This window comes from Pseudomonas sp. S2_A10 (assembly GCF_054668465.1).
Map to the genome: position 1 here is coordinate 3,506,896 of NZ_CP162773.1, position 20,437 is coordinate 3,527,332.

At 60.0% G+C, this 20,437-nt stretch carries 22 protein-coding genes; 9 read left to right on the forward strand and 13 right to left on the reverse strand.

The features are described from left to right. Complete coding sequence (locus AB4N41_RS15805; protein WP_056783642.1) at positions 1 to 1,299, reverse strand: mechanosensitive ion channel family protein; 1,299 nt, start codon at positions 1,297 to 1,299, stop codon at positions 1 to 3. A 191-nt stretch (positions 1,300 to 1,490) separates the two neighbouring features. Between AB4N41_RS15805 and AB4N41_RS15810 the strand changes: the two genes are divergently transcribed. After that, the gene (locus tag AB4N41_RS15810) at positions 1,491 to 2,831 is read left to right on the forward strand and encodes a DEAD/DEAH box helicase (protein WP_024012040.1); all 1,341 of its coding nucleotides are present in this window, start codon (positions 1,491 to 1,493) and stop codon (positions 2,829 to 2,831) included. 51 nt (positions 2,832 to 2,882) lie between these two features. Here the strand turns inward: AB4N41_RS15810 and AB4N41_RS15815 are convergent, their stop codons facing one another. The 3 genes from AB4N41_RS15815 to AB4N41_RS15825 form a co-directional block, all read right to left on the reverse strand. Continuing rightward, positions 2,883 to 3,158 carry a hypothetical protein gene (locus AB4N41_RS15815; RefSeq protein WP_460137850.1) on the reverse strand — a complete coding sequence of 92 codons (276 nt, stop codon included), beginning with the start codon at positions 3,156 to 3,158 and terminating at the stop codon, positions 2,883 to 2,885. Positions 3,159 to 3,261: 103 nt separating this feature from the next. Next, the gene (locus AB4N41_RS15820; protein ID WP_110645024.1) at positions 3,262 to 3,435 is read right to left on the reverse strand and encodes a YhfG family protein; all 174 of its coding nucleotides are present in this window, start codon (positions 3,433 to 3,435) and stop codon (positions 3,262 to 3,264) included. Positions 3,436 to 3,691: 256 nt separating this feature from the next. After that, on the reverse strand, positions 3,692 to 4,435 hold the full coding sequence (locus AB4N41_RS15825; RefSeq protein ID WP_252877669.1) for a DUF899 domain-containing protein: 744 nt from the start codon (positions 4,433 to 4,435) through the stop codon (positions 3,692 to 3,694). 174 nt (positions 4,436 to 4,609) lie between these two features. Between AB4N41_RS15825 and AB4N41_RS15830 the strand changes: the two genes are divergently transcribed. After that, complete coding sequence (locus AB4N41_RS15830; protein WP_095180673.1) at positions 4,610 to 5,002, forward strand: transcriptional regulator; 393 nt, start codon at positions 4,610 to 4,612, stop codon at positions 5,000 to 5,002. Between the two features lie 120 nt (positions 5,003 to 5,122). On the opposite strand, the gene AB4N41_RS15835 is transcribed toward AB4N41_RS15830, so the two are convergent. The 3 genes from AB4N41_RS15835 to AB4N41_RS15845 all read right to left on the reverse strand — a co-directional run bounded on the left by AB4N41_RS15835 (position 5,123) and on the right by AB4N41_RS15845 (position 7,178). Then, positions 5,123 to 5,992: a DUF6279 family lipoprotein gene (locus AB4N41_RS15835; protein WP_252877670.1), complete on the reverse strand. Its 870-nt coding sequence runs from the start codon at positions 5,990 to 5,992 to the stop codon at positions 5,123 to 5,125. Between the two features lie 77 nt (positions 5,993 to 6,069). Further along, positions 6,070 to 6,786, reverse strand: coding sequence for a TorF family putative porin (locus AB4N41_RS15840; protein ID WP_252877671.1), 717 nt, complete (start codon positions 6,784 to 6,786; stop codon positions 6,070 to 6,072). 203 nt (positions 6,787 to 6,989) lie between these two features. Next, on the reverse strand, positions 6,990 to 7,178 hold the full coding sequence (locus AB4N41_RS15845; RefSeq protein WP_016985943.1) for a hypothetical protein: 189 nt from the start codon (positions 7,176 to 7,178) through the stop codon (positions 6,990 to 6,992). 339 nt (positions 7,179 to 7,517) lie between these two features. On the opposite strand from AB4N41_RS15845, the gene AB4N41_RS15850 reads away from it, so the two are divergent. The 3 genes from AB4N41_RS15850 (at position 7,518) to AB4N41_RS15860 (ending at position 10,024) form a co-directional block, all read left to right on the forward strand. Next, positions 7,518 to 8,354, forward strand: coding sequence for a CvfB family protein (locus AB4N41_RS15850; RefSeq protein WP_460137851.1), 837 nt, complete (start codon positions 7,518 to 7,520; stop codon positions 8,352 to 8,354). Positions 8,355 to 8,448: 94 nt separating this feature from the next. Next, the gene (locus AB4N41_RS15855) at positions 8,449 to 8,841 is read left to right on the forward strand and encodes a DUF2177 family protein (RefSeq protein WP_056783671.1); all 393 of its coding nucleotides are present in this window, start codon (positions 8,449 to 8,451) and stop codon (positions 8,839 to 8,841) included. Positions 8,842 to 9,094: 253 nt separating this feature from the next. Further along, on the forward strand, positions 9,095 to 10,024 hold the full coding sequence (locus AB4N41_RS15860; protein WP_041478962.1) for a DMT family transporter: 930 nt from the start codon (positions 9,095 to 9,097) through the stop codon (positions 10,022 to 10,024). On the opposite strand, the gene AB4N41_RS15865 is transcribed toward AB4N41_RS15860, so the two are convergent. Further along, positions 9,972 to 11,153, reverse strand: coding sequence for an MFS transporter (locus AB4N41_RS15865; protein ID WP_252877672.1), 1,182 nt, complete (start codon positions 11,151 to 11,153; stop codon positions 9,972 to 9,974). The genes AB4N41_RS15860 and AB4N41_RS15865 overlap by 53 nt on opposite strands. Positions 11,154 to 11,256: 103 nt before the next feature. Here AB4N41_RS15865 and ptrR point away from each other — a divergent pair, with 103 nt between their 5' ends. Together ptrR and AB4N41_RS15875 are read left to right on the forward strand one after the other, a co-directional pair. Then, entirely contained in the window at positions 11,257 to 12,150 is an 894-nt protein-coding gene (ptrR, locus tag AB4N41_RS15870) for a putrescine utilization regulator PtrR (protein WP_252877673.1), read from the forward strand. 142 nt (positions 12,151 to 12,292) lie between these two features. Next, a complete protein-coding gene (locus tag AB4N41_RS15875; RefSeq protein ID WP_003184145.1) occupies positions 12,293 to 12,421 on the forward strand; it encodes a PA1414 family protein in 129 nt (42 codons plus the stop codon). A 161-nt stretch (positions 12,422 to 12,582) separates the two neighbouring features. Here the strand turns inward: AB4N41_RS15875 and AB4N41_RS15880 are convergent, their stop codons facing one another. The 4 genes from AB4N41_RS15880 to speB all read right to left on the reverse strand — a co-directional run bounded on the left by AB4N41_RS15880 (position 12,583) and on the right by speB (position 17,063). Then, a complete protein-coding gene (locus AB4N41_RS15880; protein ID WP_041478965.1) occupies positions 12,583 to 13,962 on the reverse strand; it encodes a sodium:solute symporter family protein in 1,380 nt (459 codons plus the stop codon). A 163-nt stretch (positions 13,963 to 14,125) separates the two neighbouring features. Further along, positions 14,126 to 15,628, reverse strand: coding sequence for a purine-cytosine permease family protein (locus AB4N41_RS15885; RefSeq protein WP_056783681.1), 1,503 nt, complete (start codon positions 15,626 to 15,628; stop codon positions 14,126 to 14,128). A gap of 51 nt (positions 15,629 to 15,679) precedes the next feature. Further along, positions 15,680 to 16,102: a YybH family protein gene (locus tag AB4N41_RS15890; RefSeq protein ID WP_252877674.1), complete on the reverse strand. Its 423-nt coding sequence runs from the start codon at positions 16,100 to 16,102 to the stop codon at positions 15,680 to 15,682. A gap of 10 nt (positions 16,103 to 16,112) precedes the next feature. After that, complete coding sequence (gene speB / locus AB4N41_RS15895; protein WP_003222717.1) at positions 16,113 to 17,063, reverse strand: agmatinase; 951 nt, start codon at positions 17,061 to 17,063, stop codon at positions 16,113 to 16,115. Positions 17,064 to 17,459: 396 nt separating this feature from the next. Between speB and AB4N41_RS15900 the strand changes: the two genes are divergently transcribed. Together AB4N41_RS15900 and AB4N41_RS15905 are read left to right on the forward strand one after the other, a co-directional pair. After that, complete coding sequence (locus AB4N41_RS15900) at positions 17,460 to 18,353, forward strand: LysR family transcriptional regulator (protein WP_095180681.1); 894 nt, start codon at positions 17,460 to 17,462, stop codon at positions 18,351 to 18,353. 7 nt (positions 18,354 to 18,360) lie between these two features. Then, positions 18,361 to 18,957 (forward strand): tRNA-uridine aminocarboxypropyltransferase, encoded by a 597-nt coding sequence (locus AB4N41_RS15905; protein ID WP_252868978.1) that lies wholly within the window; start codon positions 18,361 to 18,363, stop codon positions 18,955 to 18,957. A gap of 118 nt (positions 18,958 to 19,075) precedes the next feature. Here AB4N41_RS15905 and AB4N41_RS15910 read toward each other — a convergent pair whose 3' ends face one another. Continuing rightward, a complete protein-coding gene (locus AB4N41_RS15910) occupies positions 19,076 to 20,437 on the reverse strand; it encodes an HlyD family type I secretion periplasmic adaptor subunit (RefSeq protein WP_039761043.1) in 1,362 nt (453 codons plus the stop codon).

Genomic DNA, 20,437 nt, shown 5'->3' on the forward strand with positions numbered 1-20,437 from the left:
TTACATCAGGTGTTTTTCCGGCTCGGGAATACTCGCCGAGCCCAACACCGCCGGCAGCAACCCGGCGCGCAAATCCCCGCCACTCGGCTGTTGATACAGGCTCAACCCGAACTCCGGCAACACAGCCAGCAGGTAATCGAAAATATCCCCCTGAATCCGCTCGTAATCGGCCCACACCGTGGTGCGGGTGAAGCAGTAGATTTCCAGCGGAATGCCCTGCGCGGTGGTCTGCATCTGCCGGACCATGCAGGTCATGTTCGGCTGAATCTCCGGGTGACTCTTCAGATACGCCAGCGCATAGGCGCGGAAGGTGCCGATATTGGTCATGCGGCGGCGGTTGGCCGACATCGCCGCGACATTGCCCTGGGCTTCGTTCCAGGCCTTGAGCTCGGCTTTCTTGCGGCCCATGTAGTCGGTCAGCAGGTGCACCTGCGAAAGCTTTTCTTCCTCGTCGTCGCGAATAAAGCGCACGCCGCTGGCATCAATGAACAGGCTGCGTTTGATCCGCCGACCGCCGGACTGCTGCATGCCGCGCCAGTTCTTGAATGACTCGGACATCAGCCGCCAGGTCGGGATCGAGACGATAGTCTTGTCGAAGTTCTGCACCTTGACCGTGTGCAGGGTGATGTCGACCACGTCGCCATCGGCGCCGACTTGCGGCATTTCGATCCAGTCGCCGACCCGCAGCATGTCGTTGCTGGTCAGTTGCACGCTGGCAACGAACGACAGCAGCGTGTCCTTGTAGACCAACAGAATCACCGCCGACATCGCACCCAGACCCGACAGCAGCAACAGTGGTGAACGGTCGATCAATGTAGCGACGATGATGATCGCGCCGAACACGTACAAAACCATTTTCGCCAGTTGCACGTAGCCTTTGATCGAGCGCGTGCGGGCGTGCTCGGTGCGGGCATAGATGTCGAGCAGGGCGTTGAGCAGGGCGCTGACCGCCAGCAGCAGGAACAGAATGGTGAAGGCCAGCGCGACGTTGCCGAGGAAATTCATCGCGGTTTTGCTCAGCTCCGGCACCAGGTGCAGGCCGAACTGAATCACCAGCGATGGGGTCATCTGCGCCAGTCGTTGAAACACCTTGTTGTGGCGAAAGTCGTTGATCCAGTGCAGCGCCGGTTGGCGGCCGAGCATGCGACTGGCGTGCAGGATCAGGTAACGCGCCACTCGCCCGAGCACCAGCGCGATGACCAGCAGCACCAGCAGCGCCAGTCCCGATTGCAGAAGTGGGTGCTCTTCGAGCGTGCCCCAGAGGCCTTGGGCTTTGAGCCAGAGCTGTTTGATATCCATGAGCGAAACGTTTCTTCTGTAAGACGCGAGGGCCGATTAGAGCATTTAAGACGCTGTGTATTGCAGCGAGTGACAAATCGGGCAACAAAAAAACCACTGATTGTCGGCGTTTGCACAAAGAAACTCGGCCTGAGCGCTCGAAACCGGTAACCTATGCAGCTGTTTTTTTGCATATCTTCGAGGTAGCACCCGTGTTTTCCCAATTCGCCCTGCACGAACGCCTGCTCAAAGCCGTGGCCGAGCTGAAATTTGTCGAGCCAACGCCTGTGCAAGCCGCGGCCATTCCGCTGGCGCTCCAGGGGCGTGATCTGCGGGTGACGGCGCAAACCGGTAGCGGCAAAACCGCCGCTTTCGTCCTGCCGATCCTCAATCGCCTGATCGGCCCGGCGAAGATCCGCGTCAGCATCAAGACGCTGATCCTGCTGCCAACCCGTGAGCTGGCCCAGCAGACTTTGAAGGAAGTCGAACGCTTCTCGCAGTTCACCTTCATCAAGTCCGGCCTGATCACTGGCGGCGAAGACTTCAAAGTCCAGGCCGCCATGTTGCGCAAAGTGCCGGACATCCTCATCGGCACCCCGGGGCGGATGATCGAGCAGCTCAACGCCGGCAACCTCGACCTGAAAGAAGTCGAAGTGCTGGTGCTCGACGAAGCCGACCGCATGCTCGACATGGGTTTCGCCGAAGACGTGCAGCGTCTGGTCGATGAGTGCCCGAACCGTCAGCAGACCATGCTGTTCTCCGCCACCACCGGCGGTTCCGGCCTGCGCGAAATGATCGCCAAGGTCCTGAACAACCCTGAGCACCTGCAGCTCAACGCCGTCAGCCAGCTCAACTCGACGACTCGTCAGCAAATCATCACCGCCGACCACAATCAGCACAAAGAGCAGATTGTGAACTGGCTGCTGGCCAACGAGACCTACCAGAAGGCCATCGTCTTCACCAACACTCGCGCCATGGCCGACCGCATCTACGGCCGCCTCGTGGCCCAGGAATACAAGGCGTTCGTGCTGCACGGCGAGAAAGACCAGAAGGATCGCAAACTGGCGATCGATCGACTGAAACAGGGCGGCGTAAAGATCCTCGTCGCGACTGACGTTGCGGCCCGTGGTCTGGACGTCGACGGTCTGGATCTGGTGATCAACTTCGACATGCCACGCAGCGGCGACGAGTACGTGCACCGCATCGGTCGTACCGGCCGCGCCGGCAACGATGGCCTGGCGATCTCGCTGATCTGCCACGGCGACTGGAACCTGATGTCGAGCATCGAGCGCTACCTGAAGCAAAGCTTCGAGCGCCGCACCATCAAGGAAGTCAAAGGCACCTACGGCGGACCGAAAAAGGTCAAGGCCTCGGGCAAAGCCGTCGGCGTGAAGAAGAAAAAGACCGACGCCAAGGGCGACAAGAAGAAAACCGCCGCCAAGACGCCGACCAAGCGCAAGAGCGTCAACCGTCCAAAGCCGGATTCTCTGGTGAGCAGCGACGGCATGGCCCCGCTCAAGCGTCGCAAGCCAGCAGAACCTGCGGCTGAGTAAGCTTTAGAACGCGCATAAAAAAACCGGACAATGTCCGGTTTTTTTTCGTCCTCAACTGTCGGCTTTTTTCTCCGCCGATCCCAGTTCCTTCAAACGCTGATCGATCAACTGGCACTTGTCCGGCAGATTGGCGCTGGCCGTGCCCAGATCCATTTTCTGCAACTCGGCGTTAATCTCCTTGGCTTTTTCCGGATTCTGCTCGGTGAGCTTTGAGACTTCCTTGGCCAGTTGTTCGCGTTTGATCGTCGCCTCTTCCGGCGTGCAAGCCCAGACGGGCAGGGCGCAGGCGAGAGTGGCGGCGAGGGAGAGCTTGATCAGGATTTTCATGGGCAGGCCTCAGTTCCGGTTAAGGCGGGTTAACCGGTTGAGGGCTGAAGCGTGGCAAAAGTTCAGTAAGCTTCGCAGGAGGAATGCGGATCAAAGTCCACAGCTACGTTTCAGCTAATTGCAAGATAGCTTTCAACGCGGCCTCTCGCGTCGGCAGCTTGATCTCGCCTTCACAAGCAGACGGAACGAAACCTTCAAGACGCAAACTCGCTGCGAAGTTGGCTTTGCGATGCTTGGCAAACCAGATTTTTTTGGTTTCTAAACTGAGCTTTTGCATTGGCGCCTGTCCATGTCAGAACCTCGTATTATAGCGGACGCACATCCGCAGAGCCCTGTCGGCTTAATACGGCACAAACGATACAGCGTTGAACAACATTTCGACGTGCGTGCCAAATTCCCAACCAGACATTGTTCTCCTTGGGAGCGAGCCTGCTCGCGAAACAGGCGACACGTTAGCACCGCCTTGTCGTGTAATCGTTTTTCGCGAGCAGGCTCGCTCCCACAGGTCCTCGTGTGTTTTCTCCACAGTGAACTCAAGACCGCTGCTCACCCTGACAGCAACCCGACTTCGGCGCACCGTCATACCGATCATGATGCCGAACCCATTCCATGATCTCGTCTTCATTCCTGCCCTTGGGCGTCAGATCAAGGTAGTGGTAAGCGCCGACCAGCATGTCCAGACCGCGTGCGTACGTTGAATAGGTGTGAAAAATCTCGCCTTCGTCATTGCGATAAAACACGCTCAGCCCCGGCATTTCTTCCTCGGCGCTGTCGGTTTTTTCGTAATTGTAGGTAGCCTTGCCCTCGGCGACATCTTCAGCCCGGGCGCAGACGCCGAAGTCGTAATTGAAATCGCAACCTTCTGACGAGACCCAGTCGAATTTCCAGCCCATGCGTTGTTTGAACGCCTGAAACTCGCGCAACGGCGCGTGGGAAACGGCGACAACTGCGACGTCGTGGTGGGCCAGGTGCTGGTTGGCTCCATCAATGTGGTCACTGAGGAACGAGCAGCCCTGGCAGCCTTGCTCCCAGCCTTTGGCAAACATGAAGTGATAGATGACCAACTGGCTGTTGTTGCCGAACAGGTCATTGAGCTTCAGTTCGCCGTTCGGACCTTGGAAGTGATAGTCCTTGTCGACTTTCACCCACGGCAGGGCGCGGCGCTCGGCGCTGAGGCGATCGCGTTCCCGGGTGAAGGCTTTTTCGCGGGCCAGATGCTGTTGACGGGCGGCGAGCCATTCTTCGCGTGATACCACCGGATGGTTTGTAACGTTCATGACGATGTCTCCTGCGGGTTGAACCGGCTGTTTCAGCCTAGTCGTTTAACCCGGAAGAGAATCGACAGACCGCCGGTCGGTCGCCGCGAAGATATGCGGCTGAACGGCTGCGCAGCGCTTGGGTCACAACCTTTGAAAGCGGCACAAATCACCCGCACCGGAGGTTGAACCAGGATGACAACTTATAACTGGGATTTGATTGAACGTTTGCTGCATGAAGTGCAGAACAGCGCTGGACAGAGCTTCGCTCCCCGCGCTTATGCCGAAGCCTACGCGGCCGAGAAAGCCAGCGCTGGCGAGCCGATCGAGAATCTCGACCATTTGAAAACGTTGGCCTGTGAGTATGAAAGTCTGCTGCTTGACCGTGGTTATATCGAGCCGCGTCCGGATCATGAAGGCAGTACCGGCAACAATTTCATTCTGACGCAGCGCGGTTCCAGCCTGCTGAGCCTGATCGACAGCAGCATCCCCGGCAACGACCACCCGCGTCAGGTGCTGGATGAGCAGGAGGATGCGCTGGATGAGGTGACATTTGATGAAGTCGCTTCAAAGGCTCAAATCGCCTGAGCCAGCGAAATCCCCCTGTGGGAGCGAGCCTGCTCGCGAATACGGTTTGTCAGTGACATTGAACTGTCTGATACACCGCTTTCGCGAGCAGGCTCGCTCCCACATTGGATTCCAGTAATCTCAAGGTTTCTGCGCGGCCTTCAGGCATTTCAGGTCATTGAAGTCCTTACGCACTTTCTCGATTTTCTTCAACAACCGCTCACGCTGTTGCGGCGTGCTCTGCGCCATCAGATCGACAAACAGCGAGCGTGCCTGGGCTTCAGTGTTGGCGTAGGCCTCGCGGTAGTCCGCTGTCCACAACCGCTCGCGGTTGACTAGAAGTGTCTCGATGCGTTGTGGGAATTCCGGGCTTTGGCGTTGCGCAACGGCGGCACTGAACTGTTGCTGCCAGTGCGCGCGGTTGGCGATCCATTGAGTGTTCTGGTCGCCCAAGGCGTTGGTCCAGGCCGCGACGCGTTGTTTCTGTGTGTCGCTGAGCGGACCCAGCCAGTCGTTCAGGCGTTTTTCCATGCGCTCGCCGCGTTCCTTGATCTGTTGGGCCAACGGCGGTTTCACGTATTCCTGCTGACGTTTGCGCAAATCCTTGGCAAACGCGTCGTTCATTTCTGCGACCTGTTTATCGTCCAGGCCCTGCAGCAACTCAATGGCCGAAGGGGTGATTTCCCGGGCGGTTTCGGCAATGGCCTGCTTGGCTTCGGCGGTGCGCTCCTGCAGGGCGACGTCGGTGACCTGATTGCTCTCGACCATGGCCTGCAAACGGTCCAGCCAGTCGAGGTAACCGGGTAACTGCGTGGTGCAGTGCCAGCTCAGATGTTCCTTGAGCCGTTCGTTGAACCAGTCTTTCTGCTCGCCGTTCATGTCCACGTAGTCACTCAGCGACCATGGAATAATCACGTCGAGGTTGCGGTAGGCAAGGCCCACGCGGCTGCAAGCGCCGAGGGCGAGGGTGAAGATCAGCAGGGCGGCAATCTGTTTGAACCAGCGAGACATGGGCAAATCCTTGCGAGAGCCTGGCGTCGGAAATCTGATTCTTATGTGATGCAGGATGCGCGCGGCAGTTCAGCCGATCAATAGAACGTGCGTACAGCCTTGAGGGTGACGAGGCCGTCGCACTCGCTGTTGTGCCCGGAATAGGCCGAGCAATCGCTGCCGCTGAGGCTGGAATTGCTGTAGATCAGATCGAGATCGACACCCATGAATGGTCGCGACAGCTTCACCGACCAATCGGTGAAACTGCTGATGTAACCGCCGTCCACCGCCACCGGTGTGTTCAATTGGTGCGTGGTGTATTTCATGCTCACGCCGATGCCGAACGGCTGATTGCCAGTGAGGTCGGCAAACAAGGTGTTGTTCTGTTTATCCGGGTCGTTGCTCAGGGCAATGCCGAAGCGACTGCCGAGCAGAGTCAGGCCACCAAACAGCTCCTGGCTGTCGAGGGTGTCCACGCGGGGATAGCTGTAATGGATCATCCCGACTTCATAGCCGAGCACCTGATCGAACGGCTGCTTGAAGCCGACGTAGGAATCGATCTCGAGGTTCTTGCCCGGGCTGATGCCCATGCTCGGCGCGTACTGACCGAAATACACGCCGCTGTCGTGGCTCAGATCAAGGCCACCGTGGAACGAGCCGACCGCCGCCGGCTTGACCAGGCCCTGGGCCATGCTGCGGCTGGGCGTGGTGCCGAGCTTGAGATCGAAGTCACCCAGTTCGCCCTGAAAAACCTGCGCGTGCGCGGTCGCGCCTGACAGCAGGCTGACGAACAATAAACAGGGAAATGGGCGCATGCGTCACTCCATGAACCGCGAGCGCAGGGCGAAGGCCTGCTGAAACGCTTGATCTAGACGCGTGCAAGGATACCGGCGAATGCCCGGCATTGATGGCCGTTCGTCGATTTTCGGAGATTTTTGTTTAAAGCGAAGGGGTATTGCGCGGTGCCAGTCCAGGCGCTTCGAAGCTCAAAGCGCCTCTGGACGGGGTAAAACCGGTGTTACTTCTTGCCCAGGCTGATCTGCTTGGACGGGCCGAATGTCTGGCCACTGACGCCTTTGGCAATTTGCTGGATCTCGCCGCCGGACTTGAGGAATGCTGCGATCTGATCGTTGATCGATTCGCTGGTTTCAACGGCTGGAGCTGGCTTTGCTTTGCTGGTGGATGCTTTTACACGCATGGCGGCCATTAACCTTTAGAAAAGTAACTCGGCCAGGCATCGTACAGGAATAACTTGACAATAGCTTGGTAAATATCCCCCGGAATAACCAACCGCAGCGCTGCATTATTGCCGGTTCGACACTATTAATGTTTCGCTAACTCCCTGTTTTAAATAAGAACATCGCGCGAGTGTGAGGCGATTGCGCACAGCCGCAAGCCGCCCGACCGGACTGACGAGCGGCACCTCACCGGGCAGTGATCAAGCAAAATCAACAGGTTGACGCAGATTTTCCGCTGCGAGGATCTGTCGCCCGACGTCTGCGGCAAAAAAGGGTAGAATGCCGCCCACGTATTGAGGGTTTCGGAAATGGCTTTAGTCGGGCGTTACAACAGTTTGCAAGTGGTTAAACACACTAACTTCGGTTTATATCTGGACGGCGGTGCCGATGGCGAAATTCTTTTGCCCAACCGTTATATCCCCAAAGATATTCCCAGCGAAGATGAAGACTGGCTCAACGTATTCATCTATCTGGATAGCGAAGACAAACTTCTCGCCACTACGGAAAAACCCAAAGTTCAGGTCGGCGAAGTTGCCAGCCTGAAAGTGGTTGAAGTCAACAGCATCGGCGTGTTCCTCGACTGGGGGCTGCCGAAAGATCTGTTGCTGCCGTACTCGGAAGAAAAGCGCCAGATGACTGCTGGCGAATACTGCGTGGTGCACGTCTACCTCGACAAACACACGCGCCGCATCACCGCCACCGCGCGCCTCGATCGTTACCTGGACAAGACCCCGGCCACCTACAGCCCGGGCCAGGAAGTTGATCTGTTGGTAGCCGAAGCCACCGACATGGGCTTCAAGGCGATCATCAACAACAAGCACTGGGGCCTGATCCACAAGAACGAGATCTTCAAGTTCATGCGTTCGGGCATGCGCGAGAAAGGCTTCATCAAGGAAGTGCGCGCCGACGGCAAGATCAGCCTGAGCCTGCAACCGGTTGGCCAGGAAGCGGCGAGCAGCCTGAGTTCGAAGATCCTCGGCAAGTTGCGCGAAAACGACGGCACCCTGGCGGTCAGTGACAAGAGTGATCCGGCGTTGATCAGCAGCCTGTTCGGCGTCAGCAAGGGCAACTTCAAGAAAGCCATCGGCTCGCTGTACAAGGAAGGCAAGATCGTCATTCACGCCGATCGCATTGAACTAACCTGACTCACCGCAGGCCCATGTAGAAGCTGCCGAAGGCTGCGATCTTTTGATCTTGATCTTGAAAGTCGGCGGCTCCCACATCTAAAGGGGTGAGCCAATGAAAAAGGCGCTGATCGCATACGTCTCGACGCTACTGACGTTTCTGCTGCTCGATGGCATCTGGCTCGGGCTGCTGATGGCGCCGACCTATCGCGAACTGCTCGGTTCGCTGATGCTGGATAAACCGCTGCTGTTGCCCGCAGCGGTTTTTTATTGCCTGTACGTCATTGGCTGCGTGGTATTCGTGGTCTTGCCGGCGCTGAGCTGGCAGCGAGCGGCGAAGCTGGGTGCGCTGTTGGGGCTGGTGGCGTACGGCACTTATGACCTGACCAATTGGGCGACATTGCGCGACTGGTCGGTGCAGGTGAGTTTGATGGACTGGGCGTGGGGGACAGTGGCGACGGCCGTTGCTTGCACGGTGGGTTATTTGGTGGCACAGCGGTTTGCCTGAGCTGCTCCGGCAGTTGTGTTGGCAATGCTGGCCTCTTCGCGAGCGGGCTCGTTCCCACGTGTTCACCGAACCCTCTGTGGGAGCGGGCTCGCCCGCGAATGACGGCGCAGCCGTCAACCATTCAGCGCTGACGCCACTGACCAAATAAAGGTCTTTTCCAGACGGCTTTTTCCGCGCATCTGATTGATAATCCCCGACACTGTTTTCTGACCATTGGATGGCCTGCCATGTTGTGTGTGTTCGAGGTGTTGCGGTGAGTGCCGAGCGGCGCAATGCCGACGGTTTTGCCCTGCAAGTGATGATCGGCCTGTGCCTGATCTGGGGTGTGCAGCAAGTCCTGATCAAATGGGCGGCGACTGACATCGCGCCGGTCATGCAAGCGGCAGGGCGTTCAGGAATCTCGGCTTTGTTGGTCGGTTTGCTGATCTGCTGGAAGGGCGGCTGGGATCAGGTCGGCAGCACCTGGCGCGGCGGTTTGCTGGCCGGTGCGCTGTTTGGTCTGGAATTCCTGTTCATCGCCGAAGGCCTGCAACTGACCACCGCCGCGCACATGTCGGTGTTCCTCTATACCGCGCCGATCTTCACCGCACTCGGCGTGCATTTCCTGCTGGCCAGCGAGCGTTTGCGACCGCTGCAATGGCTGGGGATTCTGCTGGCGTTCATCGGCATTGCGATTGCCTTCGCTGGCGGTGTGTCGTGGGACAACCTTGATCGGCGCATGCTGCTGGGCGATGCCTTCGGCGTATTGGCCGGCGCTTGTTGGGGCGCGACCACCGTGGTGGTGCGGGCCTCGCGACTGTCGGAAGCGCCGGTGACATTGACCCTGTTCTATCAGTTGCTGGTCGGTTTCATCGGCCTGCTGTTGATCGCGTTGTTCAGCGGCCAGATCACCCACGTCAGCCTGACCACCGTGGCGGTGGCCAGTGTGCTGTTCCAGGGCCTGGTGGTGTCGTTCTTCAGTTACCTGGTGTGGTTCTGGCTGCTGCGCCGTTATCTGGCGGCCAACCTTGCGGTGTTTTCGTTCATGACGCCGTTGTTCGGCGTGACCTTCGGCGTGCTGCTGCTCGGCGAACAGTTGAGCCTGAACTTCGTCATCGGCGCCGTGCTGGTGCTGCTCGGCATCACTTTCGTCAGCGCCGAACAGTGGCTGCGTCGGCGTTTGCGCAAGGCGCTGGGCCAGTAGCCTTGGCCTGCATCGCCAGCGCGCCGGCCAGCAACAGGCCGGCACCGGCGATCAGCAGCGCCGGCTGCAAACCGCCGCTGAAATGGCTGCTCAGCGCCGCCAGCAGCGGGCCGCTCAGCTGGCCGACAGCGAAGCACGCCGTTAGCATCCCGGCGTTGCGCTGAGTGGCGTGGGGCGCCAGCTCTCGCGAACGCTGCATGACCAGTTGCATGCACGCCAGAAACGGCGTGCCGCAAAGGATCACCCCCAACGCCAGGCCGAGGCCGCTGCCCAGCAGACAGGCGAACACTCCGGCCGCTTGCAGCCACAGCGTCGCCATCAGCCAGTGCCGCGTGGTCTCGGGATCATGTCGACGCAAGCTCACCAGCCACACACCGATCGCCGCGCCGAGGCCAAAGCACGGCCAGAACAGATCTGCCTGCCACTGGCCATGAAATTGCGCGTTGGCCATTTGCGCCAGAAACGTCGCCGGAATGATGTAGCCGATGCCGTACAGCGCATACACCAGTGCCAGTCGGCCAATGCCTCGATTCGCTGTTTTCACATGCATTGTCGCTGGCCTCGCTACGGCCGTGGGCTGCGGTAACAACCGCCAGACGCCGAGCATCATCAGCAGCGCAGCCGCCGCGTAAATCAGCCACAGGGTTGCCGATGTCTGCTGCAAGCGGTGTGAGACCAGCGCCAGCAAGCCTGTGAGAAAAATCCCCAGACCCGGTCCGGCAAAGACCAGGGCACCCCAGCGCGGGCGCCCCGCTGCCGCCGCCAGCGGCTGACTGAGCGAAGTAATCATCACCAGCACCCAGGCACTCGCCACCCCGGTGCCAAAGCGCAACAGCAGGTGCGACCAGAAACCGTTGGCCCAGAACGACGCCAGTGTCAGCAGCACGCACAGCCACAGCCCGCCATGCAGCCGTCGCTGCACCTGCTGCGGCCGCTGCGCGAACATCGCATCCACAGCACCAAGCAGATAGCCGAGGTAGTTGGCCGCCGCGATCAGCCCGGCGGCGGTGAGGTCGATCTGCCCTTCGCTGAGCAGGTGCGGCATCTGTGGCGTCAGGGCGAAACGGCCAATGCCCATGGCCATCATCAGGGCAACGAAACAGGCGGATAAACGTATCAGCGGCGACATGGTCGGGCTTCCTTCAAGGCAGCAATGACCGTCAGGCTAGGATCGATTGACTTTCTTTAAAATTGAATAATAGTGAGTAACTTGTTCTGTTCAGGAGAAAGCAGTGGAATTCAGCCAGCTGCGGATATTTCAGGCGGTCGCCGAGGAAGGCTCGATCACCCGCGCCGCCGAGCGCTTGCATCGTGTGCCGTCGAATCTGTCGACGCGCCTGAAACAGCTCGAGGAGCAGCTGGGTGTCGAATTGTTCGTGCGCGAACGGCAGCGTTTGCAGTTGTCGCCGGCGGGCAAGGTGCTGCTCGACTACACCGGCAAACTCTTCGCTCTGCGCGATCAGGCCAGTGCGGCGGTGATGGGCGGGCAACCGGCCGGGGATTTCGTGCTGGGCACCATGTACAGCACGGCGGCGATCCATCTGCCGGCGCTGCTGGCGCGTTATCACAAGCAATACCCGATGGTGAATTTGCAGGTGCAATCGGCGCCGACCGGCGAACTGCTTGAAGGGTTGCTCACCGGTCGCCTCGACGCGGCATTGGTCGACGGACCGCTGGAACTGGCCGGGCTTGATGGCGTGCCGTTGTGCGAGGAACGGCTGGTGCTGATCACTGAAATCGACCATCCGCCGGTACGCACCGCGCGGGACGTGGAAGGGCGCTCGGTGTTCACTTTTCGCCAGGGTTGTTCATATCGCATGCGTCTGGAAGCGTGGTTCGCCCACTACCATGCCGCAATGGGCCGGCCGATGGAGATCGAGTCGTATCAGGGCATGCTCGCCTGTGTGATTGCCGGCAGTGGTGTGGCGTTGATGGCCGAGTCGATGCTCGCCAGCCTGCCGGGTCGCGAAAGCGTCGCGGTGCATCCGTTGGCCGAGCCGTTCGCGGGTGCGACAACGTGGCTCATGTGGCGCAAGGGTATGGCCGGGGCCAACCTGAATGCCTGGATCGACGTGCAGCAAGCGGTCTATCCCGTGGCTTTGCATGAAGTGCGGGAAACCGCGTGAACCAATCGCAACAGATTCTGTTCAATTCAGTAACAGATCATTGCGGATTTGGCCGAGCATTGCGTAGGACTTCGGACTATTATCAGTGCGAAGCGGCCTCAGAATTCCGGCCGCTCAGCACCACCCTGAAGGGGGCATGACGATGAAAGAGAAAATCCAGAACTGGCTGCACGATTTGGGAGTTGCCCTCGGTTTGATCGAACCGCCTCTGCAACCGGTACCGATTCGCACGGACGACGAACAGCGTCGGCGCCAGCCACGTCGCCGTTAATACCTCCGATCAGAGATTTCAGGATCGCAGCCGTCGGCAGTTTCTACAAATGGTAGGAGCTGCCGAAGGCTGCGATCTTTTGCTTTTCGCCAAGCGAAAAAAACGGGTGTGGCTACCGACGCCACACCCGCTGAAGAAAACATCACCTCGTTACAGTCGATTCACACCGCAGTGGCCACGGTCGCCGGGCGCGGCGAGAACAGGCTCACCAGTACGAAGCTCACCAGGCTGACACCCAGGCTGTAATAGATCGGCGTGTTCGCGTCCATGCCGTCCTTGACCATGAACACCAGCGCAGTGACAAAGCCCAGCGTCATGGCGCTGATCGCCCCGGCAGTAGTCGCACGCTTCCAGAAAATCGCGCCCATCAGCGGAATCAGCATGCCACCGACCAAGAGGTTGTAAGCCAGGGTCAACGCGCTGATCACGTCATTGACGACCAGAGCAATGCCCAACACCGCGATCCCCGTCAGCAGCGTAAACAGACGGCTGACCGCGACGTTGGACTGTTTGCCGCCGCGCAGTTTCGGCAGCAGGTCTTCGGTAAGCGTGGTGGACGCGGCGAGCAGGCCGGCACTGGCGGTGGACATCATCGCCGCCAGTGCGGCAGCGATCACCAGGCCGCGGATGCCGTCGGGCAGCGAGACTTTGACGATGGCGGCGAACGCGTTGTTGACGTTGTCCAGATCCGGAATCAGCACATGCGCAGCCATGCCGATCAAGGCGCAGACCAGACCGTAAATGATGCAGTAGATCCCGGCCGAGGTGCCTGCGTACTTGGCGACCTTTTCGCTTTTGGCGGTGAACACCCGCTGCCAGATGTCCTGGCCGATCAGGATGCCGAAAAAGTAGATCATGAAGTAGGTAATGATCGTGTCCCAGCCGATGCTGGTGAAGTTGAAGCTGGCCGCCGGCAGTTGCGCGACCAGTTGATCCCAGCCGCCTACGCGGTACAGGCAGATCGGCAGCAACAGGAACATCAGGCCCACCGTCTGGATGCCGAACTGGACGATGTCCGTCAGGGTCAGCGACCACATGCCGCCGATCGTTGAATAAGTCACCACGATACCGCCGCCCAGCAGTACGGAAATCCAGAAGGGCAGACCGAACAACACTTGCAGCACGGTGCCGATCGCCAGAATCGAGGTCACGCCGATCATCAGCGCGTAAGCGAGCATGATCGTCGCACTGGCGGTGCGCGCCATCGGGTTGTAGCGCTTCTCCAGGACCTGGGTGACGGTGAATACCTTGAGTTTCAGCAAGGGTTTGGCGAGGAACAGGTTCAGCGCGACGATGCCGCAGCCCAGTGCCGCGCACAGCCAGAAACCGGAAATGCCATGCACGTAGCCCAGACGCACAGTGCCGACGGTGGACGCGCCGCCGAGTACGGTTGCTGCCATGGTGCCCATGTACAGCGACGGCCCCAGATTACGCCCGGCAACCAGATAGTCTTCGTGGGTCTTGGCCTTGCGCATACCGTAGTAGCCGAGAATCAGCATCGCAGCGGCATAAATGAGTACGACGAATAAATCCAAAGCCATGATGGCGTGTCTCCGATTGTCTTTTTTATGGTCAAGCAAATGGGGTCTGCAATGCTTTCTGTGGGAGCGAGCCTGCTCGCGAAGGCGGTCTGTCAGTCACATCAACGTTGGATGTGCTGAAGTCTTCGCGAGCAGGCTCGCTCCCACAGGGTTTTGCGTTTATTCAGGCGGCGTGACGTAGTTCGGGTTTTATGGCGGCTTCACTGCGCACATCCGTTGGCCCAAACACCTCCCGAGGTTCCGGGAACAGCTTGAGCAGCGTCAGATACACCACCGACGCCAGGCCCAATGTCACCGGCAAACTGATGTCGATGCCACCGGCCAGTTCGCCCAGCGGGCCGACGAACTGCCCCGGCAGGTTGACGAAGCACAGGCCGACCAGCGCACTCGGAATCCACGCCCCCAGACCGCGCCAGTTCCAGCCGTGGTTGAACCAGTAGCGTCCGCCCTGTTCGCCGCGAGTGAACACTTGCAGGTCATCCGGGCAGTAGAAGCCGCGCCGCACCAGCAGACCGATGATCATGATCACCATCCACGGGGTGGTGCAGGTGATGATCAGCACGGCGAAGGTCGACACGCTCTGCACCAGGTTCGCCGCAAAACGGCCGATGAAGATGAAGGCGATCGACAGCACGCCGATCAGCAAGGTCGCCTTGACCCGGGAAAGCACGCGCGGGAACACGCTGGACATGTCCAGCCCGGTGCCATACAGCGACGTGGTGCCGGTGGACATGCCACCGATCACCGCAATCAGGCACACCGGCAGGAAGAACCAGCTCGGCGACACGGCCAGCAAGCCGCCGACATAGTTGTTCGCGGCGATGTAGTCCGGCGCTTTGATCGCGACGATGGTGGCGGTGGCGAGGCCGAACAGGAATGGGATCAACGTCGCCAGTTGCGCGGCGATCACCGCCAGCATGATCCGGCCCTTCGGCGTCTCACGCGGGATATAGCGCGACCAGTCGCCGAGGAACGCACCGAAGGAAATCGGGTTGCTCATCGCCACCAGTGCCGCGCCGATGAATGCCGCCCAGAACCCGGCCTGACCCAGCGCCACGCTGCCGGCGTACTGGCTGTCGAAAGCAGGGGCGAAGGCGAAGATGCCGAGCAGGAACAACAGGCTCGCGGCCCACACGGCGATGCGGTTGACCCACAGCATGATGCGGAAACCGTAGATGCACACGGTCAGCACCAGCAGCGCGAACAGACCGTAGGCCAGGCCCAGGGTCAGGTCGGTTTCCGGCAAATCGACGAGGCGTTTGGCGCCGCCGACCAGCGCATCACCCGAGCTCCACACTGACAGCGAGAAGAACGCGATCGCCGTCAACAACGACAGGAACGACCCGACAATCCGCCCGTGCACGCCGAAGTGCGCACCGGAAGACACGGCGTTGTTGGTGCCGTTGAGCGGGCCGAACAGACCCATCGGCGCGAGGATCAGTGCACCGACCACCACACCCAGGACAATCGCCCAGACACCGGCCTGAAACGACAGGCCGAACAGCACCGGGAAACTGCCGAGCACAGCGGTGGCAAACGTATTGGCGCCGCCGAAGATCAAGCGAAACAGGTCGCTGGGTCGGGCGTCGCGCTCATGATCCGGGATCTGTTCGACCCCGTTTGTTTCGATGCTGCTAAGGCTTTTTTCGTTGTTGTTGTTATTCATGATCTGCTCCGATCATCAGGCGCGCTCATCGTGCGTGAGCGTCACCATTGGCTAAGGGGGTGGCAGCCCTTCCGGCATTGCGGACAAATGTTCGTGACAGGCCAGCCATAGGCCTTGTTGTTCTAGGCTCGACGCTTGTTTTCTGAAAACAATCGTCTCGCGCTCCTGGCTGAAGTGTTGCTCCCCTTGCATGCGCAGCTCGGTGGCCACGTCATGGATGAAAACCGCCACGTCACCCTGCAGGCTGACAAAGGCGTTGCTCGAGGTGCACGACAGCACCTCGAAACCATCCTCGGCACGCCAGCGGTCCCACAACGCCTGATAGGCATCGCGCGACAGCAATGGCTGGTCGAGGGTGTAGAAGACGAAGCTGGCATCGGTGCTGAATGCGCCGAAGTAAGCTTCGCGATCGTTACGCGCAAACGCGGCGACCAACTTGGCGGCCGCGTGCAGAACCTGATCACGTGCGTGCATGACCCGACCCTCAGCGATGAACCACGCCAGGCAGTACGCAGAGCATTTCGTACAGCAGGTTGGCGGCCAGCAGCGAGGTGTTGCCGGTGGTGTCGTAAGCGGGCGAGACTTCTACCAGATCGCAGCCGATCAGGTCGAGGCCCTGACAGCCACGGACGATTTCAATCGCTTGAATGGTGGTCAGGCCGCCGATTTCCGGGGTGCCGGTGCCGGGCGCCCAGGCCGGGTCGATGCCGTCGATGTCGAAACTCAGATACACCGGACCGCCACCGACCTTCTCGCGCACTTCGGCCATCAACGGCGCCAGCGACTTGTGCCAGCACTCTTCGGCTTGAACGACGCGGAAGCCCTGATCGCGGCTCCAGTTGAAGTCGTCAGCGGTGTAGCCCTGCGCACGCAAACCGATCTGCACCACGCGATCGCAATCGAGCAGACCTTCTTCGACGGCACGACGGAACGTGGTGCCGTGGGCGATCTTCTCGCCGAACATGTGATCGTTGACGTCAGCGTGGGCATCGATGTGTACCAGGCCAACCTTGCCGTGCTTTTTATGAATCGCACGCAGGATCGGCAGGGTGATGGTGTGGTCGCCACCCAGGGTCATCGGGATGACATTGTGCTCGAGGATGTTGTCGTAGGCTTCTTCGATGATGCGCACGGCGTCGAGCAGGTTGAAGGTGTTGATCGCCACGTCACCGATGTCGGCAACAGACAGCGAGTCGAACGGCGCGGCGCCGGTGGCCATGTTGTACGGGCGGATCATCACCGATTCGGTGCGGATGTCGCGCGGCCCGAAGCGCGTGCCGGGGCGCAGCGAAGTGCCGATGTCCAGCGGCACGCCAACGAAGGCAGCGTCGAGGCCGGCTGCGGTCGGTACATGGGGAAGTCGGAGCATGGTGGCGATGCCGCCGAAGCGCGGCATTTCATTGCCGCCCAGTGGTTGGTGAAGAATCTTGTCCACGGGTAGGGCCTCATCGTCTTTGTTTTATTTATGCCGGCGCGCCGTTGAGCACAGGTTCGGACGCCGCTGTGGGGCCGATCATGCGAAATGTAGTGACGGGGAAGAATCGCTACGGGCAAAAACTTAGTTCAGATTTTTCTAAACTAATGGGAGAGGTGGGATTAGACTTTGGTGGGTTCGAATGAAGTGTAGGGCTGAAGATTGTTGCCCTCACCCCATCCCTCTCCCAGAGGGAGAGGGGGCCGACCGAGTTGTTGGCGGAATCTGCATCGACCTGAAAAATCGAGTCGAACTCAGGATTTGAAAGCCATGGAGATCGGCTCCCTCTCCCTCGGGGAGAGGGCTGGGGTGAGGGGCTTTTCCCACATACACACAGTTGCAAAGCCCGGAGTAGACATGGCCAACGCTTTACCCGACCTGAAACTCCTGCGCATCTTCGTCAGCGTCGTGCGCCATCAGGGTTTTGCCAACGCGCAGCAGGAACTCAACCTGTCGACCTCGGCGATCAGCACTTACATGAGCCAGCTCGAAACCGCGCTCGGTCTGGTGCTGTGCCATCGCGGGCGCGGTGGCTTCAGCCTGACCAGCAAGGGCGAGCTGTTCCATCAGGAAACCCTGCGCCTGCTCGCCGAGCTTGAAGGCTTCGAGCAATACGCCGCCGCGCTGAAGGGCGAACTGCGCGGCACGCTCAACCTTGGCGTGATCGATTCCACGGTCAGCGACAAGGCCCTGCCGTTTGCCGAAGCCATCGGCGCCTACAGCCAGGAACACCCGGCGGTGCATCTGCACCTGTCGGTGATGAGCCCTTACGAATTGCAGCTCGGCGTGCAGGACAATCGCCTCGATCTGGCCATCGGTGCGTTTTCCACGCGCATGAGCGGTCTGGTCTACATGCCGCTGTACCGCGAGCAGCACTGGCTGTATTGCAGCAGTCGTCACCCGTTGTTCAACGAGCGGCGCATCCCCGAGCAGGTCATCACTCAGCAACGAATGGTCGGGCGCGGTTACTGGAGTCAGGCGGAACTGGCCCGCCACGGTTTCAAACACAGTGCCGCGACCGTGGAAAGTATGGAAGCGCAGCTGATTCTGGTGCTCTCCGGCGCCTACATCGGTTACCTGCCGGAACACTACGCGCAGGCCTGGGCCGACAAGGGCGATCTGCGCGTTCTGCTGCCAGCGACCTTCGGTTATCAGGCGCCGTTTTCGATGATCATGCGCAGGGGCCGCAGCCGCGAGCCGCTGATCCAGACCTTCCGCGATTTGCTCAAAGCGCAGCTCAATCAGGCTTGAGAAAAAAATGTCCCGACCCCAATGCCCGCGCTGCCTGCGCCCCCAGACCCATTGCCTGTGCCCATTGATTCCGCACCTCGATAGCCGCACCCGGGTGTTGCTGCTGCAGCATCCGAGCGAGGTCAGTCACGCGCTCAATACCGCGCGGCTGGCGGCGCTGGGACTGAGCAATGCCGAGCTGATTGTCGGCGAGGTATTCGAAGATTTGCCGAAACTGTTGAACCAGCCGGGTTATCAGGCGCGCTTGCTGTTCCCGGCTGACGATGCGCAGTCGTTGCAGGTTTACGCGCCAAATGATCAGCCAATGTTGCTGGTCGTCCCGGACGGCACCTGGCGCAAAGCGCGCAAGATGCTGCACCTCAACCCGCTGCTGGCAGCACTGCCACGGGTGACCCTGGCCGAGGGCGGCGTGTCGCGCTATCGCCTGCGCAAGGCGCCGGGGCCGGGAGCGCTATCGACGATCGAGGCGATCGTCCAGGCGCTCGAAACCCTCGAAGCACCGACGACGTTTGCGCCGTTACTGAAACCGTTTGAAGCGCTGATCGAAGGGCAGATTGCGGCGATGGGGGAGGAGACCTTTCAGCGTAACCATGGCGACAGATGATCATTGTCTGTGCGGGCCTCTTCGCGAGCAGGCTCGCTCCCACAGGGGAACGCATTCCAATTGTGGGAGCGAGCCTGCTCGCGAAAGCGCCAGATCAATCACCGCAATTCAAAGATCACTAGCGCTCGCGCATCGCCTCGGTCCGCGCTTTCAGCACCGGTTTGAGCAAGTAATCCAAGACGCTTTTCTCGCCGGTAATGATGTCCACCGTCGCCACCATCCCCGGGATGATCAGCAGCGGTTTCACGTCGCCGCCCAGGTGATTCTTGTCGGTGCGCACCTGAATCAGATAGAAGCTGTTGCCCTTGTCGTCGGTAATCGTATCGGCGCCGATCAGCTCGAGTTTGGCGCTCAGCCCGCCGTAAATCGTGTAGTCGTAGGCACTGAACTTGACCATGGCTTTCTGGCCCGGATGCAGGAACGCGACGTCCTGCGGGCGGACCTTGGCTTCGATCAGCAGGTTGTCTTCCAGCGGCACGATTTCGACCATGTCGCTGCCCGGCTGGACCACGCCGCCGATGGTGTTGACCTTCATCTGCTTGATCACCCCGCGTACCGGTGATGTCACCGTGGTACGGCTGACGCGATCGTCGATGGCGATGCTCGAAGCGGTGATTTTCGACAGGTCGGTGCGTTTCTCATTCAGCTCTTTGGCGGCCTCGGAACGGAAGGTTTGCTCGGATTCGTCGATCTTGCTGCGGATCTCGGCGATGGCCGATTCGGCGCGGGGAATCGCCAGCGTGGTGGCGTTCAGCGAACCACGGATCTCCACGGCGCTGCGCCTGAGCCTGAGGATTTCCACTGGTGACACCGCACCGGTTTTCACCAGCGGTTCGGACATGTTCATCTCTTGTTGCAACAACGCGAGGCTGGAGCTGAACTGGCCTTGCTTGGAACGAAACTCGGCGAGTTCCTGGGTTTTCTGCCGCAGCTGTTCGCTGAGGGTGCGCTGCTCGCTGGCCAGCCGCCGTTGGCGTTGCTCGTACAGCGAGCGCTCGTCCTCGGCGACTTGCGGCGCCTTGGCGATGACTTCAGCGGAGAGTTTGAAGGGGCGTCCCTCGGCCTCCGCTGACAAGCGTTCAACCTGCGCGGTTAGCGCGTAACGGTCGGCCTCGCTCTCGCCCTTGTTCGAGCGAAAGCGCGTGTCATCCAGACGCAGCAGGGTGTCGCCCTTGCCGACCATCTGGCCTTCGCGAACGAAAATCTCGGTGACGATACCGCCCTCAAGGTTCTGGATCACCTGGACCTTGCTCGACGGGATCGCCTTGCCTTCGCCCATGGTCACTTCTTCGAGCACGGCGAATTTGGCCCAGACCAGGGCGGCGATCAGCAGCGCTGCCGCCAGCCATACGGTGATCCGCGATTTGCGCGGCGAATCCTGCAACGCCGCGCCGGCGGTTTCCGGCATGAACTCGGCTTCGGCACTTTTGCCGAAGCTGTCGAAGTAGCCGCGCTTGTTGCTATCGGAAGAAGCAGGCAT

Bases quoted from the DNA above. Each gene is read 5' to 3' on its own strand.
- AB4N41_RS15840 (WP_252877671.1), bottom strand. From the start codon at position 6,786: ATGCGCCCATTTCCCTGTTTATTGTTCGTCAGCCTGCTGTCAGGCGCG.
- AB4N41_RS15890 (WP_252877674.1), bottom strand. From the start codon at position 16,102: ATGCACGCACGTGATCAGGTTCTGCACGCGGCCGCCAAGTTGGTCGCC.
- AB4N41_RS15825 (WP_252877669.1), bottom strand. From the start codon at position 4,435: ATGAACGTTACAAACCATCCGGTGGTATCACGCGAAGAATGGCTCGCC.
- AB4N41_RS15865 (WP_252877672.1), bottom strand. From the start codon at position 11,153: ATGTCGCCGCTGATACGTTTATCCGCCTGTTTCGTTGCCCTGATGATG.
- AB4N41_RS15835 (WP_252877670.1), bottom strand. From the start codon at position 5,992: ATGTCTCGCTGGTTCAAACAGATTGCCGCCCTGCTGATCTTCACCCTC.
- AB4N41_RS15900 (WP_095180681.1), top strand. From the start codon at position 17,460: ATGGCCAACGCTTTACCCGACCTGAAACTCCTGCGCATCTTCGTCAGC.
- AB4N41_RS15850 (WP_460137851.1), top strand. From the start codon at position 7,518: ATGGCTTTAGTCGGGCGTTACAACAGTTTGCAAGTGGTTAAACACACT.
- AB4N41_RS15845 (WP_016985943.1), bottom strand. From the start codon at position 7,178: ATGGCCGCCATGCGTGTAAAAGCATCCACCAGCAAAGCAAAGCCAGCT.
- AB4N41_RS15805 (WP_056783642.1), bottom strand. From the start codon at position 1,299: ATGGATATCAAACAGCTCTGGCTCAAAGCCCAAGGCCTCTGGGGCACG.
- AB4N41_RS15820 (WP_110645024.1), bottom strand. From the start codon at position 3,435: ATGCAAAAGCTCAGTTTAGAAACCAAAAAAATCTGGTTTGCCAAGCAT.
- AB4N41_RS15855 (WP_056783671.1), top strand. From the start codon at position 8,449: ATGAAAAAGGCGCTGATCGCATACGTCTCGACGCTACTGACGTTTCTG.
- AB4N41_RS15910 (WP_039761043.1), bottom strand. From the start codon at position 20,437: ATGCCTGCTTCTTCCGATAGCAACAAGCGCGGCTACTTCGACAGCTTC.
- AB4N41_RS15880 (WP_041478965.1), bottom strand. From the start codon at position 13,962: ATGGCTTTGGATTTATTCGTCGTACTCATTTATGCCGCTGCGATGCTG.
- AB4N41_RS15905 (WP_252868978.1), top strand. From the start codon at position 18,361: ATGTCCCGACCCCAATGCCCGCGCTGCCTGCGCCCCCAGACCCATTGC.
- AB4N41_RS15875 (WP_003184145.1), top strand. From the start codon at position 12,293: ATGAAAGAGAAAATCCAGAACTGGCTGCACGATTTGGGAGTTGCCCTC.
- AB4N41_RS15885 (WP_056783681.1), bottom strand. From the start codon at position 15,628: ATGAATAACAACAACAACGAAAAAAGCCTTAGCAGCATCGAAACAAAC.
- AB4N41_RS15830 (WP_095180673.1), top strand. From the start codon at position 4,610: ATGACAACTTATAACTGGGATTTGATTGAACGTTTGCTGCATGAAGTG.
- AB4N41_RS15815 (WP_460137850.1), bottom strand. From the start codon at position 3,158: ATGAAAATCCTGATCAAGCTCTCCCTCGCCGCCACTCTCGCCTGCGCC.